The organism is Rothia kristinae NBRC 15354, from assembly GCF_001570865.1.
In the GTDB taxonomy this organism is placed as follows: domain Bacteria; phylum Actinomycetota; class Actinomycetes; order Actinomycetales; family Micrococcaceae; genus Rothia; species Rothia kristinae.
Map to the genome: position 1 here is coordinate 152,087 of NZ_BCSM01000001.1, position 14,934 is coordinate 167,020.

The 14,934-nt window shown below is 72.0% G+C and carries 12 protein-coding genes; 7 read left to right on the forward strand and 5 right to left on the reverse strand.

Annotation, left to right across the window (positions count from 1 at the left end):
* Positions 1 to 35 precede the first annotated feature (35 nt).
* From KKR01S_RS00725 to KKR01S_RS00735, 3 genes are all read right to left on the reverse strand, one after another.
* Positions 36 to 1,109, reverse strand: coding sequence for a hemolysin family protein (locus KKR01S_RS00725; protein WP_061225022.1), 1,074 nt, complete (start codon positions 1,107 to 1,109; stop codon positions 36 to 38).
* A complete protein-coding gene (locus KKR01S_RS00730; protein WP_064725206.1) occupies positions 1,106 to 2,509 on the reverse strand; it encodes a hemolysin family protein in 1,404 nt (467 codons plus the stop codon). Before KKR01S_RS00730 ends, KKR01S_RS00725 begins: the two co-directional genes overlap by 4 nt.
* Before the next feature lie 149 nt (positions 2,510 to 2,658).
* A complete protein-coding gene (locus KKR01S_RS00735) occupies positions 2,659 to 4,137 on the reverse strand; it encodes a GuaB1 family IMP dehydrogenase-related protein (RefSeq protein WP_061225023.1) in 1,479 nt (492 codons plus the stop codon).
* 304 nt (positions 4,138 to 4,441) lie between these two features.
* On the opposite strand from KKR01S_RS00735, the gene KKR01S_RS00740 reads away from it, so the two are divergent.
* The 3 genes from KKR01S_RS00740 to KKR01S_RS11570 all read left to right on the forward strand — a co-directional run bounded on the left by KKR01S_RS00740 (position 4,442) and on the right by KKR01S_RS11570 (position 9,274).
* Positions 4,442 to 8,254 carry a multifunctional oxoglutarate decarboxylase/oxoglutarate dehydrogenase thiamine pyrophosphate-binding subunit/dihydrolipoyllysine-residue succinyltransferase subunit gene (locus tag KKR01S_RS00740; protein WP_061225024.1) on the forward strand — a complete coding sequence of 1,271 codons (3,813 nt, stop codon included), beginning with the start codon at positions 4,442 to 4,444 and terminating at the stop codon, positions 8,252 to 8,254.
* A gap of 184 nt (positions 8,255 to 8,438) precedes the next feature.
* A complete protein-coding gene (locus tag KKR01S_RS00745) occupies positions 8,439 to 9,038 on the forward strand; it encodes a GDSL-type esterase/lipase family protein (protein ID WP_058731525.1) in 600 nt (199 codons plus the stop codon).
* Positions 9,039 to 9,199: 161 nt separating this feature from the next.
* On the forward strand, positions 9,200 to 9,274 hold the full coding sequence (locus KKR01S_RS11570; RefSeq protein WP_099049695.1) for a 50S ribosomal protein bL37: 75 nt from the start codon (positions 9,200 to 9,202) through the stop codon (positions 9,272 to 9,274).
* A gap of 176 nt (positions 9,275 to 9,450) precedes the next feature.
* Here KKR01S_RS11570 and rsrA read toward each other — a convergent pair whose 3' ends face one another.
* Together rsrA and KKR01S_RS00755 are read right to left on the reverse strand one after the other, a co-directional pair.
* Complete coding sequence (gene rsrA, locus KKR01S_RS00750) at positions 9,451 to 9,726, reverse strand: mycothiol system anti-sigma-R factor (protein WP_058731285.1); 276 nt, start codon at positions 9,724 to 9,726, stop codon at positions 9,451 to 9,453.
* Positions 9,727 to 9,748: 22 nt separating this feature from the next.
* Complete coding sequence (locus KKR01S_RS00755) at positions 9,749 to 10,435, reverse strand: sigma-70 family RNA polymerase sigma factor (protein ID WP_058731284.1); 687 nt, start codon at positions 10,433 to 10,435, stop codon at positions 9,749 to 9,751.
* A gap of 341 nt (positions 10,436 to 10,776) precedes the next feature.
* On the opposite strand from KKR01S_RS00755, the gene KKR01S_RS00760 reads away from it, so the two are divergent.
* The 4 genes from KKR01S_RS00760 (at position 10,777) to hisN (ending at position 14,817) form a co-directional block, all read left to right on the forward strand.
* On the forward strand, positions 10,777 to 11,277 hold the full coding sequence (locus KKR01S_RS00760; RefSeq protein ID WP_058731283.1) for a DoxX family membrane protein: 501 nt from the start codon (positions 10,777 to 10,779) through the stop codon (positions 11,275 to 11,277).
* A gap of 129 nt (positions 11,278 to 11,406) precedes the next feature.
* Positions 11,407 to 12,813, forward strand: a complete 1,407-nt coding sequence (aroA, locus tag KKR01S_RS00765) for a 3-phosphoshikimate 1-carboxyvinyltransferase (RefSeq protein ID WP_081046093.1) — start codon at positions 11,407 to 11,409, stop codon at positions 12,811 to 12,813.
* Positions 12,810 to 13,997: a ribosome small subunit-dependent GTPase A gene (gene rsgA, locus KKR01S_RS00770; protein ID WP_061225025.1), complete on the forward strand. Its 1,188-nt coding sequence runs from the start codon at positions 12,810 to 12,812 to the stop codon at positions 13,995 to 13,997. Before aroA ends, rsgA begins: the two co-directional genes overlap by 4 nt.
* A 10-nt stretch (positions 13,998 to 14,007) precedes the next feature.
* Positions 14,008 to 14,817, forward strand: a complete 810-nt coding sequence (gene hisN, locus KKR01S_RS00775) for a histidinol-phosphatase (RefSeq protein ID WP_061225026.1) — start codon at positions 14,008 to 14,010, stop codon at positions 14,815 to 14,817.
* The last annotated feature ends 117 nt before the right edge of the window (positions 14,818 to 14,934 follow it).

Sequence of the window (14,934 nt, forward strand, 5' to 3'; positions counted from 1 at the left end):
CACTTGCTGCGAACCGTTCGCAAATCAGGAGGGGCTCACGAGCCCTCGGGGGCCCGCACGCTGCGGCGGCGGCCCATCGTCTGCGTCGAGTCCCGCACCTCTCCGATCAGCTCCTCCAGGACGTCCTCCAGGAACAGCACCCCGATGGTCTCCCCGCCCCGGGCCACCACGCGCGCCACGTGCCCGTGCGTGCGCTGCATCGTGGCCAGGGCGTCCTCCACGGTGGTCTCCGGGCGCAGGTTGATCAGCGAGCGCACCCGGGTCAGCGGGGTGGGGTCACGGTAGCGCTCATCCGGGATGGGCAGCACGTCCTTGACGTGCAGGTAGCCCAGATAGGTTCCGTCCTCGGATTCCAGCACGAAGCGGGAGAAGCCGGTGCGGCCCACGGCCCGCTCCAGATCGTGCGGGGAGCTGTCCGAGGGCAGGCACAGCACCTGGTCCACCGGAACCATGACGTCGCTGACGGTCTTCTCGGAGAACTCCAGGGCGCCCGAGAGCATCCCGTCCGCGTCCGTGACCAGGCCCTCCGCGGTGGACTCCTCGAGGATCGTCTGCAGCTCGTCGGCGGTGAAGGTCGAGGAGACCTCGTCCTTCGGCTCGATGCGCATCAGGCGCAGCGCCGCGTTCGCGATCCAGTTCATGAACCAGATGATCGGGCGCACCAGCCGGGAGATGACCACCAGCACCGGGGCCAGCCACAGGGCGGCGCGGTCCGCGGTGGACACGGAGATGTTCTTGGGCACCATCTCCCCGAAGATCACGTGGGCGAAGGTGACCACCAGCAGCGCGATGAGGAAGCCCGTGAGGTCCGCGGCGGATTCGGCCAGCCCGAGGTGCATCAGCGGCTCGGCCACGAGGTGGTGCACGGCGGGTTCGGCGACGTTGAGGATCACCAGCGAGCACACGGTGATGCCCAGCTGGGAGCAGGCGAGCATGAGGGAGACGTGCTCCATGGCGCGCAGCGCGGTCTGGGCGCGCTTGTTCCCGGCTTCGGCCAGGGGCTCGATCTGCGAGCGCCGGGCGGACATGATCGCGAACTCGCTGGCCACGAAGAAGGCGTTGCCGATCAGCAGCACCACGAACCAGATCAGGGCGGTCCACTCGCTCATGCCGCACCTCCTTCGCGTCGGGGCTCGGGGGCGGCCGGCAGGCCCCCGGGGGTCGTGATGGCCCGCTCGGGCCCGAGGTCATCGCCCACGGTCTCCTCCGGCTCCTGCCGGGCCGGGGTGAACAGGATGCGGTCCACCCGGCGGTGGTCCATCCGCTCGACCTCCAGGATCCCGGTGTCGATGGCGACTTGGTCCCCGACCTGCGGGATCCGGCCCAGCCGGTCCATCATGAACCCGCCCATCGTCTCGTAAGCGGGGTCCTCGTCGATGTCCAGCGGGGTGACCCGCTCGGTCACCTCGTCCGGGCGCAGCAGGCCCGGGAAGTGCCAGCGCCCGTCGGCGGTCTCCAGCACCCCGGGCACGACGCGGTCGTGCTCGTCGGCGACCTCCCCGACGATCTCCTCCACGAGGTCCTCCAGGGTCGCGATGCCCGCGGTGCCGCCGTACTCGTCCAGCACGACGGCGACCTGCAGGTTCCCGGCGCGCAGCTCGCGCAGCAGGGCGTCCAGGTGCATGGTCTCGGGAACCCGCAGCACCTCGTCCATCAGGGCCCCGGCCTCGACCTCCTCGCGCTTGGCCGGGGGCACGCCGACGGCGCGCTTGATGTGCACGACCCCGCGCACGTCGTCCTGGTTCTCCTCGAACAGGGGAAAGCGGGAGTGCCCGGTGGCGCGGGCCTCGTCGATGATCTCCTGCACGCTGGCGGTGGTGGGCAGCATGTCCACCTGGCGCCGGGCGGTCATCACGTCCGAGGCCGTGCGCTCGGAGAACAGCAGGGTGCGGGCCACGAAGTTGGCGGTCCCGGCGTCCAGGGTCCCGAGGTCCGCGGAGCGGCGGACCATCGAGGACAGCTCCTCCGGCGAGCGGGCCCCGGACAGCTCCTCCTTCGGCTCGATGCCCAGCCCGTGCAGCACCGCGTTGGCGGTGCCGTTCATCAGCACCACCAGCGGCTTCATCACGGCGGTGAACATCAGCTGGGGGCGGGCGATGGCCCGGCCGACGGGGTAGCCCACGGAGATCGCGAGGTTCTTGGGGATCAGCTCGCCCATGGCCATGGAGAGCATGGTCGCCACGGTCATGGACAGCACGAAGGTCAGCGGGCGGGTCAGGGAGGGCTCCAGGCCGAGCGCCGCGATCGGCTCGGCCAGCAGCCCCTGGATGCCGGCGTCGAGGGTGTAGCCGGTGAGCAGGGTCGTGATGGTGATGCCCAGCTGGCAGCTGGACAGCTGGGTGGACAGGGACTTCAGGCACCGCAGCAGCGGCTCCGCCTTGGCGTCCCCCTCCTCGATCTTCCGGACCACCGTGGACTGGTCCAGGGCCACCAGGGAGAACTCGACGCAGACGAAGAAGCCGTTGCCGAGGATGAGGATCAGTCCGGCGAGGACGAGCAGCCATTCCACGGGCTCAGCGTCCTCCCTCGGCGGGGCCCCGTCCCGAGGGACTCGGGTGCAGGAGGGGCGCAGGCGGGTGGGAGACGGGACTCAGCGGGTCATCCATAGTGCGCCCAGTCTAACCGCACGCGGCCGGCTTCGGGCTCGGTCTCGGGCGCTCAGACCGTCCAGGAGCGCTCCCGGGGCCGACCCTCGTCGTAGCCGGCGGCGGACTGGATGCCGAACACGGCCCGCTCCCGGAACTGCGCGAGGTCCGCGGCCCCGGCGTAGGTCATCGACGAGCGCACCCCGGCGGTGATCGCATCCAGCACGTCCTCCGCGCCGGGCCGCTCGGGGTCCAGGTACATCACGGAGGAGGAGATGCCCTCCTCGAACATCGCCTTGCGCGCCCGCTGGAAGGCCTCCTCCGCGCGGGTGCGGTGGGAGACGGCGCGGGTCGAGGCCATCCCGAAGCTCTCCTTGTACCGACGTCCTTGCTCATCCGTGAGCAGGTCCCCGGGGGACTCGTAGGTCCCGGCCAGCCACGATCCGACCATGACCTGGCTGGCCCCGGCGGCCAGGGCCAGGGCCGCATCGCGCGGGTGCTTGATCCCGCCGTCGGCCCACACGCGGGCCCCCAGCCGCCGGGCCTCGGCGGCGCATTCCAGCACGGCCGACAGCTGCGGGCGGCCCACGCCGGTCATCATGCGGGTCGTGCACATCGCCCCGGGGCCCACCCCGACCTTGACGATGTCCGCCCCGGCCTCCACGAGGTCGCGGGTGCCGGCCGCGGAGACCACGTTCCCGGCGGCGATCGGCACCTGCGGATCCAGGGCCCGCACGGCGCGCAGGGCACGCAACATCTTCTCCTGGTGCCCGTGGGCGGTGTCCACGACGAGCACGTCGGCCCCGGCCGCCAGCAGCCCCTGCGCCCGCTCGGCGACGTCGCCGTTGATGCCCACCGCGGCCCCGACCAGCAGTCGGCCGCGGGCATCCAGGGCGGGTTCGTAGATGCTCGCGCGCACTGCCCCGGCCCCGGAGAGCACGCCCCGGTAGACGCCGTCGGCGACCACGACCAGCGGCTGGTCCCCGGTCTCCTGGCTCAGCGCGTGCAGGCGCTGCAGCAGCCCGGTGCGTCGGGCCGGATCCTGTTCGCGCAGCGCGTCCAGCTCGCGGTGCTCGATCGTGTGGGCGACCGGGCGCATCACGGTCTGGACGTAGCCGAACCGGTCCTGGGCGCGGCAGTCCGCGGGCGCCAGCAGCCCCATCGGGCGCCGCTGGGCATCCAGCACGACGGCGGCGGCCTGGTTGCGCTTGCCGAACAGGTGCTGGGCCTCGTTGATGGTCGTCTCGGGGCTCAGGGTCACGGCCGACTCCACGAAGGGGTCCCGCCCCTTGACCCAGCGCAGCACGTCCGCGGCGACGTCGGCGGGGACGTCTTGGGGCAGGATGCCGATCGCACCGCGTCGGGCCAGGGTCTCCAGCATCCGCCGGCCGGTCACGGCGGTCATGTTCGCCGCGATGACCGGCACCGTGGTGCCCACGGCATCATCCGGTCGCAGGTCCACGGCGAAGCGGGAGGGCACCTCCGAGCGGGAGGGCACCAGGAAGACGTCGTTGTAGGTCAGATCGGAGGTGGGCTGGTTCAGGAATCGCACCCCCGCAGTCTACGGGACCCCGCTATGCCTGCCGTCACACCGGGCCCGGGGCTCGCATCCTGAGGCCCCGGGGCCCGGGAGTGGCCGGGAACGCGTCGGGCTCATAGACTGGAACGGTGATTCCGGCCGCACCGGGGCAGTGTCGCCCGATGCCGGCCGCTGCAGGAACCGCGTCCGATGTCGCCCCCGCGCGCGGCACACGCGGGCATCCCTGCTGCGGGATCCGCCCCGCGGTGCGCGACACCGGCTGCCCGAGAGCCGGCGCGCCGCAGAAGCATCCAGCCAACGGAAGAGGCGTGACCAAGTGCCAGATCAGCCACAGCACCAGATCCCCGAGGAGTTCGCCGGCAACGAATGGCTCGTGGACGAGCTGTTCGAGAAGTACCAGCAGGACCGGAACGCCGTGGACGAGAAGTGGTGGCCCATCTTCGAGCAGATGCAGGCCGCGGAGTCCGGCAAGCGCGGTGTCGACGCCGCAGCCCCCGCCGCGAAGACCTCCTCCGCGAAGGCCCCCGCTGAGAAGGCCTCCCCCGATCGCGCCCCGCAGCGCTCGTCGGGTGCGGCGGCGAAGGCGTCGGCCCCCGCCGAGCAGCCGGAGGCCCGCACCGGGGCGGGCAAGAAGGAGACCGAGGCGCCGAAGCAGGCCGGGACCCGGGAGAAGCGCTCCGGGCAGAAGCCGATCCCGGCCCAGCTGCCGCACAGCGAGCGCGAGGAGCAGGAGGAGTCCCAGGACCGGGTCACCGCCCTGCGCGGACCGGCCAAGGCGATCGCGTCGAACATGGAGGAGTCCCTCCAGGTGCCCACCGCGACCACGGTGCGCGCCGTGCCGGCGAAGGTGCTCATCGACAACCGCACCATGATCAACGACTACCTGCGCCGCTCCCGGGGCGGGAAGATCTCCTTCACCCACCTCATCGGCTACGCCGTGATCAAGGCGCTGAAGGAGTTCCCCTCCCAGAACGTCACCTACGGCCAGGACGAGAAGGGCCGCCCCGCCGTCGTGCAGCACGCGCACGTGAACTTCGGGCTGGCCATCGACATGCCCCGCCCGGACGGCTCCCGCAACCTCGTGGTGCCGAACATCAAGGCCGCCGAGACCCTGAACTTCGCCGAGTTCTGGGCCGCCTACGACGAGATGGTCGCCAAGGCCCGGGAGAACAAGCTCTCCGTGGAGGACTTCAAGGGCACCACCGCCTCCCTGACCAACCCGGGCGGCATCGGCACGGTGCACTCGGTGCCGAGGCTGTCGGCCGGGCAGGCCTGCATCATCGGTGTCGGGGCCCTGGACTACCCGGCCGAGCGCCGCGGCTCCTCCCCCAAGGTGCTGGCCCGAGAGGGCGTGTCCAAGATCCTGACGCTGACCTCCACCTACGACCACCGCGTGATCCAGGGGGCCGGCTCCGGGGAGTTCCTGAAGCTGGTGGACCAGTACCTGCAGGGCGAGCACGGGTTCTACGACGAGATCTTCGAGGTCCTGCGCATCCCCTACGAGCCGGTGCGCTGGGCCGTGGACAACCAGGTCAACCCGGAGACGGAGATCAACAAGGTCGCCCGGATCCAGCAGCTGATCCACGCCTACCGGGTGCGCGGCCACCTCATCGCGGAGACCAACCCGCTCGAGTACGTGATGCGCAAGCACCCGGACCTGAACATCGCCACCTACGGGCTGACCCTGTGGGATCTGGACCGGGAGTGGCCCACCGGCGGGTTCGGGGACGCCTCCCGGCTGCCGCTGCGCACCATCCTGCAGCTGCTGCGCGACGCCTACTGCGGCACGCTGGCCGTGGAGTACATGCACATCGAGTCCCCGCAGGAGCGGGAGTGGTTCCAGCAGCAGCTGGAGCACGGCTACACCAAGCCCAGCCGCGAGGAGCAGCTGCGGGTGCTGGGCAAGCTCAACGCCGCGGAGGCCTTCGAGACCTTCCTGCAGACCAAGTTCATCGGGCAGAAGCGCTTCTCCCTGGAGGGCGGGGAGTCCCTGATCCCGCTGCTGGACTCCATCATCTCGGGGGCCGCGGACAGCGCCCTGGCCGGGGTCGGCATCGGGATGGCCCACCGCGGGCGCCTGAACGTGCTGAGCAACATCGCCGGGAAGTCCTACGCGCAGATCTTCCGCGAGTTCGAGGGCGAGCAGGACCCGCGCCTGGTCGGCGGCTCCGGGGACGTGAAGTACCACCTGGGCACCGAGGGCGTGTTCACCTCGGATTCCGGGAACGAGACCCAGGTGTACCTGGCCGCGAACCCCTCCCACCTGGAGGCCGTGGATCCGGTGCTGGAGGGGATCGTGCGGGCCAAGCAGGACCTGCTGGACCAGGGTGCGGAGGGCGAGGCCGCCTACGGCGTGCTGCCCATCCTGGTGCACGGGGACGCGGCGATGGCCGGGCAGGGCATCGTCGCCGAGACCATGCAGATGTCCCAGCTGCGCGGGTTCACGGTGGGCGGCACGGTGCACATCGTGGTCAACAACCAGGTCGGCTTCACCACGACCCCCGGTGAGGGCCGCTCCTCGACCTACGCCACCGACGTCGCCCGGATGGTCCAGGCCCCCGTCTTCCACGTCAACGCGGATGACCCGGAGGCCGTGGTGCGCGTGGGCCGGCTGGCCTTCGAGTACCGCCAGCGCTTCCACCGCGACGTCGTCATCGACCTGCTGTGCTACCGGCGCCGCGGACACAACGAGGCCGACGACCCCTCGATGACCCAGCCGCAGATGTACCAGCTGATCGAGGCCAAGCGCTCGACCCGCAAGCTGTACACCGAGTCCCTGGTGGGCCGCGGGGACATCACCCAGGAGGAGGCGGACCGGGCGCTGAAGGACTACCAGGAGCGCCTGGAGCGGGTCTTCAAGGAGACCCACGAGGCCCAGCAGTCCAAGGCGCCCCTGGTCACCGGGGACGCGGCCGCGGTGTCGAACATCGAGCGTCCGGCGGCCCAGCAGATCGAGGACTCCGTGTACACCCCGGAGACCACGGCGATCCCGGCCGAGGCCGTGGCCCGCGTCGGGCAGGCCCACGGGCAGGCCCCTGAGGGCTTCCAGGTGCACAAGAAGCTGGGTCAGCTGCTGAAGAAGCGCCAGCAGATGGCCGAGCAGGGCGGGATCGACTGGGGCATGGGCGAGCTGATCGCCTTCGGCTCGCTGCTGATGGACGGCTTCCAGATCCGCATGTCCGGGCAGGACGTGCAGCGCGGGACGTTCACCCAGCGCCACTCGGTCCTGCACGACACCCGCTCCAACGCCGAGTGGGTGCCGCTGACGCACCTGTCCGAGGACCAGGGCAAGTTCATGATCTACAACTCCCTGCTCTCCGAGTACGGGGTGCTGGGCTTCGAGTACGGCTACTCCGTGGAGCGCCCGGACTCGCTGGTGGTGTGGGAGGCGCAGTTCGGCGACTTCTTCAACGGCGCCCAGACAATCATCGACGAGTTCATCTCCTCGGCCGAGCAGAAGTGGGCCCAGCGCTCCTCGCTGGTGCTGATGCTGCCGCACGGCTACGAGGGGATGGGTCCGGATCACTCCTCGGCGCGCATGGAGCGGTTCCTGCAGCTGTGCGCGGAGTCGAACATGACCGTCGCGGTGCCCTCGACCCCGGCCAACCACGCGCACCTGCTGCGCCGGCAGGCCTACTCCCGCCCGCACCGTCCGCTGGTGATCATGACGCCGAAGCAGCTGCTGCGCCTGAAGGCCGCGACCTCCTCGGTCGAGGACTTCACCCAGGGTGAGTTCCAGGAGGTCATCCCGGATCAGGGCGGGCTGACCGACGCCGCGGTGAAGAAGGTCGTGCTGGTCTCCGGGCGGCTGTACTACGACCTGGCCGCCCGCCGGGAGAAGCTGGGCCGCCAGGATGTGGCGATCGTGCGGGTCGAGCAGCTGTACCCGCTGCCGGCGGATCAGATCAAGGAGCAGCTGGCCCGCTACGCCGGGGCCGAGGTGATCTGGGCCCAGGATGAGCCCGCCAACCAGGGTCAGTGGCCCTTCATGGTGGTCAACCTGCTGCCGCTGCTGGATCGGCAGGTGCGGCTCATCTCCCGTCCGGCCTCGGCCTCCCCCGCCACCGGGGTGGGCAAGCGCCACCAGGCCGAGCTGGAGCACCTGGTCGCCCAGATCTTCGAGAGCTGACCCGAGGCACCTCCCGGCGCGCCCGTCCCCGCGGGGGCGGCGTGCCGGGAGGTGAGCCTGTGCCGCAAACCGTCTATCGTGGGGTCCTGAAGACCCGGCCCGCACGCTGTCCGTCGGGGCCGCCTCCTTCGGGGGCGGCCCCCGTCCGGGTCAGCGGGACGTCCAAGACGACAGAAAGAGACTCGTGGAGCAACGAAACATCCGCATCGTGGCAGTCGGCGATGACCTCCTGGCCGGGATCGGCGATCCCCGCGCGCTGGGCTGGTTCGGCCGGGTCATGGCCCGCACCCCGCGGAACGTCGCGCCCCTGGTGTCCTACACCCTGGCCGCTCCCGGCGAGGGTAGCGAGGCGCTGAACGAGCGCTGGTTCGAGGAGGCGAGCCGCCGCTTCGCCGCGGGGGCGGATAACCGCTTGGTCATCGCACCCTCGGCCTTCGACATCGACACCGGGATCACCTCGGCCCGCAGCCGCCTGAACCTGGCCAACATGGTGGATCTGGCCTCCCAGAACAGCATCAAGGTGCTCGTCGTCGGCCCCCCGCCCACGCTGGATGCTGAGCGCAACCGGCGCATCGCGGACCTGAACGCCGCCTACGCGGACGTGACCACCCGGCGCCGCCACGTGTACGTGGACACCTTCAACCCGCTGCAGCACCACGAGCAGTGGCGCCAGGACCTGGCGGCCAACGACGGTCGGCCCGGTCAGGCCGGCTACGGGCTGATGGCCTGGCTGGTGCTGCACCGCGGCTGGTACTCCTGGCTGCAGCTGCCCGAGCAGCACTAGCCCGACGACGCCGCCGCGGTGCCGACCGAGCACTCCCGGGTGCACCGGGTGCCGCGGGTGTGCCAGAATGGTGGGAGGTGCCCGCGGTGCGCGGGCGAACACAGACCCCGCTTCCGCCCACCCCCGGGCCGGGCGGAGCATGCTATGAAGGAGGCCCGCTGATGAGCAAGCGCGGACGCAAGCGCAAGGATCGCCGCAAGAACGCCGCCAACCACGGCAAGCGGCCCAACGCCTGAGGACGCCGCGGCGGTCGATGACCGCAGCGGCACGCGAAGGGGCCGGGAGGATCAGTTGATCCTCCCGGCCCCTTCGCGTCTCTGCCCTTCCGTGTCTCTGCGGCTTCGGGCCCCCGCCCCGCCGCTCCCCCGCCTCCCGGGACACCGGGTCTCGACGGGGCGCGGCGCGGGATCAGTCAGTGGCCGTGGTCGGCGGTCTGGGGGCTGGCCCGCACGGCGTCGATCTTGGCCAGGATGGACTCCTTCAGCGCCTCCGGGGCGGGTTCGGCGCACGAGCGGCGCACGGCCGAGCGGATCAGCCGCTCGAGGTCGTACTCCCGGGAACAGGTCTCGCATTCCTCCAGGTGCGCACGGATCTCCGCGATGTCCTCGGCGGACAGGGCCCCGTCGAGGTACTCGTAGATGCGGTGCATCTGCTCCTCACGGCACTGCGCGTCCTTGCACTCGGACATGGTCCTCACTTCCTTCGGGTTCTCACTGCCGGGCCCCGTCCGGGGCGCCGTCGGCAGCCGGTGTGCTCTCGGTGCCGCGCGATCGGCCGGAACGGCCGCCACGGCGAGTCGAGGTCTTGGGTGTGGTGTCGAAGCCGCGCTCGGCGGCGTAGTCGGAGAGCTTCTCGCGCAGCAGCCGACGCCCCCGGTGCAGCCGCGACATCACGGTGCCGATCGGGATGTCCAGGATCTCGGCGATCTCCTTGTACGCGAAGCCCTCGACGTCCGAGTAGTACACGGCCATGCGGAAGTCCTCCGGGATCGCCTGCAGGGCCTCCTTCACGTCCGTGTCCGGCAGGTGATCCAGGGCTTCGCTCTCCGCGGACTTCAGCCCCGTGGAGGTGTGGGCCGAGGCCTGCGCGAGCTGCCAGTCCTCCACGGTGTCCGTGTTGGCCTGGTGCGGCTCCCGCTGGCGCTTGCGGTAGAGGTTGATGTACGTGTTCGTCAGGATCCGGTACAGCCAGGCCTTCAGATTCGTGCCGGGCTTGTACTGGTGGAAGGCGGAGAAGGCCTTGGTGTAGGCCTCCTGGACGAGATCCTGCGCGTCGGCCGGGTTGCGGGTCATCCGCAGGGCGGCAGCGTAGAGCTGGTCCAGGTATTGCATCGCGTCCCGCTCGAACCGGAGCTTGCGCTCCTGGGCCGATTCCTGGGACAGGTCGATCGTGTCCACGGATTCCCTTCGCCTCGCCGTCGGTGTGCTCGTCGCTCCAGTCTACGAGACCGGGAGGGTTCGCTCCCCTGCTCGCCCGCATCGCCGGGCACCTCCTTTCCGTGGGCGCTGGCCGCGCGCCGACGCCATCGGCTTCGGCGCGTCTCGTGCAGTCCAACAACCGGGATCCCGGGGCGTATTCCGCCGGGAGCCCGAGGCGATCCCGACACCGAGACCCGGCGTCGGCCCCGCTGCGGCACCCGTGGATCCGATCACATAGACTGGGCAGGGAAACCACGCGGGTGCGCCGCGACCCGGCCCGAAGACGCCGGTGTCCGCGAGCGCCCCACCGAGGAGGAACCATGTCCCTGATCCGCAAGTTCGCCCGGCCCCTCCTGGCCTCGACCTTCGTCTACGACGGCCTGCAGCGGCTGCGCGCCCCCGAGGGGCAGGAGTACCTGAAGCCCCTGGTGGACACCGCCGCCACCGCCGTGCCCCAGCTGCGTCCGCTGAAGGGCCAGGAGCAGCTGATCGGCCAGGCCGCGGCCGGCGCGCAGATCGGGGCCGCCGCCCTGTTCGGGCTGGGTCGCTTCCCCCGCCTGTCCTCCGCCGTGCTGCTGGCCGCCGGCGCCCTGAACGCCTACACGGACTTCCGCCGCGACCAGGCCCGCCACGAGGACGCCCTCGTCGCCGGCACCCTGAAGAACGTCTCCCTGGTGGGTGCGGTGGCCCTGACCGCCGTGGACACCGAGGGCAGCCCATCCCTGAAGTGGCGGGCCGAGAAGCTCGGTCACGACGTCGCCAAGAAGACCGACAAGATCACCAAGGACGTGAAGAAGAAGTCCGAGGACCTGCTGAGCTGAGCCCGGCAAGACGCCGCCCGCAGCAGGAAGAGCGCAGGGCCCCGCCGGGCACGGCGGGGCCCTGCCGCGCACCATCCCCACCGCAGCCGGGTCGAGCCCGGCGCCGACCCAGGAGGATCCCGCCCGATCGTGAGCCCCCGTCACCCCGCCTCCGACCCGCAGCCGCATCACCCCGACCCCGCCGGGGCGACCGAGCACACGACTTCCGCCTCCGCCGATCCGATCCCCGATCCCTGGCCGGCCCCGCACCGCGGGACCGAGGGCCCGGTGCGCGCCGTCGTGGCGGTTCCCGGCTCCAAGTCCCTGACCAACCGCCACCTGCTGCTGGCCGCCATAGCCGACGCCCCGATGCGCATCCGCGGCGCTCTGGACTCGCGGGACTCCCGGCTGATGATCGACGCTCTGCGGGCCCTGGGCGCGCGCATCGAGCAGGAGGGGCGGGACCTGCTGATCACCCCGGTGCCCGAGGAGCCCTCGGGTCAGCCCGCCGTGATCGACGCCGGGCTGGCCGGCACGGTCATGCGCTTCATCCCCCCGCTGGCCGCGGCGCTGGGCCGCGGCCTCGTGCTGGACGGGGACGCGGCGGCCCGCAAGCGCCCGATGGGCCCGGTCCTGGAGGCCGTGCGCCAGCTGGGCGCCCGGGTGCACGAGGACGGCGAGGCGGGGGCCCTGCCGGTGCGGATCGTGCCCGGGACCGGCCCGGCCGCGTCCGAGCTGCGCATCGATGCCAGCGGATCCAGCCAGTTCCTCTCCGGGGTGCTGCTGGCGGCCGCCCTGCTGCCGGGGGGTCTCACGGTCCGCCACGTGGGTGAGCAGCTGCCCTCGGTGCCGCACGTGCGGATGACGGTGCAGGTGCTCGCCGAGTACGGCATCGACGTCGCCCACCCGGACCCGACCACGTGGGTGGTGCCCGCCGGGCGTCCGCGGGCCCACGACGCGGTGATCGAACCCGACCTGTCCAACGCCGGCCCGTTCCTGGCCGCCGCGGTGGTCACCGGCGGCGACGTCGAGATCCCCGACTGGCCGCAGCGCACCACGCAGGGCGGAGACGCCTGGCGGGAGCTGCTGCCCCGCTTCGGGGCGAGCGTGCGGCGCACGCCCGACGGCGGCCTGCGGGTCACCGGGCCCGCGGGCGGGGCGCGCGCGCTCACCGCACCGGGTGAGATCGACCTGCGCGCCGCCGGGGAGATCGCTCCGACCGTCGCGGCGATCGCGGCCCTGTGCCCGGGGACCACGCGCCTGAGCGGCATCGCGCACCTGCGCGGACACGAGACCGATCGGCTCGCCGCCCTGGCCGCGGAGCTGACCCGCCTCGGGGCCGGCACCGAGGAGACGGCCGACGGGCTGGTCATCACCGGGCCCGCGCACCGGGCGGCCCGGATGCGCACCTACGAGGACCACCGGATGGCCACCGCCGCGGCCGTGCTCGGCCTCATCGTGCCCGGGGTGCTCGTGGAGAACGTCGCCACCACCGGCAAGACCCTGCCGGACTTCCCGGGCCTGTGGCGCCGGATGCTCGGGGAGGAGCGGGCATGAGCCGGGGCATCCGCGGCTGGGACGAGTCCGATGTGCGCGTCCGCGCCAACAAGCGCGGCTCGCGCCCGCGCACCAAGGAGCGTCCGGCCCACGAGGACGCCGTCATCGGCCGGGTCGTGACCGTGGACCGCGGCCGCTACACCGCACGGATCGGCGAGGGCTCGACCGCTCGCGAGGTCACCGCCGTGCGGGCGAAGGACCTGCGGCGCACCCCCGTGGTCACCGGGGATCTGGTCGGGCTGGTCGGGGACGTCACGGGGGATCCGGGGAGTCTGGCGCGGCTGGTGCGCGTCCAGCCGCGGGAGACCGTGCTGCGGCGCAGCGCGGATGACACGGACCCGGTGGAGCGAGTGGTCGTCGCCAACGCGCAGATCCTGGTGATCGTCACCGCGGCCGCGGATCCGCAGCCGCGCACGGGCTTCGTCGATCGCTCCATCGTCGCGGCCGTGCACGCCGGGCTGCGCCCGGTGCTGTGCGTGACCAAGACCGATCTGGCCGACCCCGCGCCGCTGCTGTCCTACTACGCCGGCACCGACCTGCCCATCCTGCTCAGCCGCCGGGACGAGGCGCCCGAGGCGGCGCCGGAGACACCGGCGGCTCCGGCGAAAGCGACCGACGACGCGGCTGCCGACGACGCAGCTGCCATCGACGAGGCACAGAGCCGGAGCCTGCCCCTGGACGGGCGGCTGCTGGCGGATCTGCGGGCGCTGCTGGATGGCCGGGTCTCCGTGCTGCTGGGTCACTCCGGCGTCGGCAAGTCCACGCTGGTCAACGCCCTGACCGGGGCGCGCCGCTCGACCGGCGGGGTCAACGCCGTGACCGGCCGGGGACGCCACACCTCCTCCTCCGCCCTGGCGCTGCAGCCGGCCTGGGGCGAGCCTGGCACGTGGATCATCGACACCCCGGGCATCCGCTCCTTCGGCCTGGCCCACGTGCCCGCCGAGGGCATCGTCGCTGCCTTCGAGGACCTGGCCCCCGGAGCGGCGGCCTGTCCCAAGGGCTGCACCCATGCCGCGGACGCGATCGGCTGCGGCATCGCCGAGCGGGTGGCCTCGAGGGCGGCGGGCCCTGCCGGTGCGGCCCGGCTGGACTCCCTGCGCCGGCTGCTCGGGGTGGAGGCGCCCGACGGCGTGGCGGGGACCAAGCGCTTGGGGGCCGGGGCCGACGAGGATCCCGTGCGATAGCCTGGTGGCCATGACTGCGACCAGCCCCTACAACGACGATCTGCGCCTGGCGCACGTCATCGCCGATGCCGTGGACCGCTACACCCTCGCGCGGTTCCAGGCCCAGGACTTCACCGTGGAGACCAAACCGGATCTGACCCCGGTGACGGAGGCGGACCGCGAGGCCGAGCAGCTGATCCGCTCGCATCTGGCCCGGGCCCGCACCCGGGATGCGGTGCTGGGCGAGGAGTTCGGCGCCAGCGGCTCCTCCCCCCGCCAGTGGGTCATCGACCCGATCGACGGGACGAAGAACTACGTCCGCGGGGTCCCGGTGTGGGCGACGCTGATCGCGCTGCTGGATCAGGGCGAGCCCGTGGTCGGTCTGGTCTCCGCCCCGGCCCTGCAGCGGCGCTGGTGGGCCGCATCGGGCTCGGGCGCGTACACCGGCCGGTCTCTGACGAAGGCCCAGCGCATCCGGGTCTCGGAGGTCACCGACCTCGCCGACGCCTCGCTGTCCTTCTCCTCGCTGAGCGGCTGGCGCCAGCTGGGGCTGCGGGAGCGGTTCCTGGAGCTGACGGATGCGGTGTGGCGGGTGCGCGGCTTCGGGGATTTCTGGTCGCACTGCCTGGTGGCCGAAGGCAGTGCGGACCTCTCCGCCGAGCCCGAGCTGAACCTGCACGATATGGCCGCCCTGGTGCCGATCGTCACCGAGGCCGGCGGGCGCTTCACCGCCCTGGACGGCACCCCCGGCCCGCACGGGGGCAGCGCGCTGGTCAGCAACGGCGCCCTGCACGAGGCGGCCCTGGATCTGCTGGGCACCCGGGCCGAGTCCCGGGACTGACCCCCTGAGATACCGGATGCGTGAGAAGCCGGGGATCGTGCTGAGATACCGCACGGCGGGACGCATCTGAAGCACCAACAGCGCATCTCAACAGGAACCCGCCCGCTCCCGAGTGTG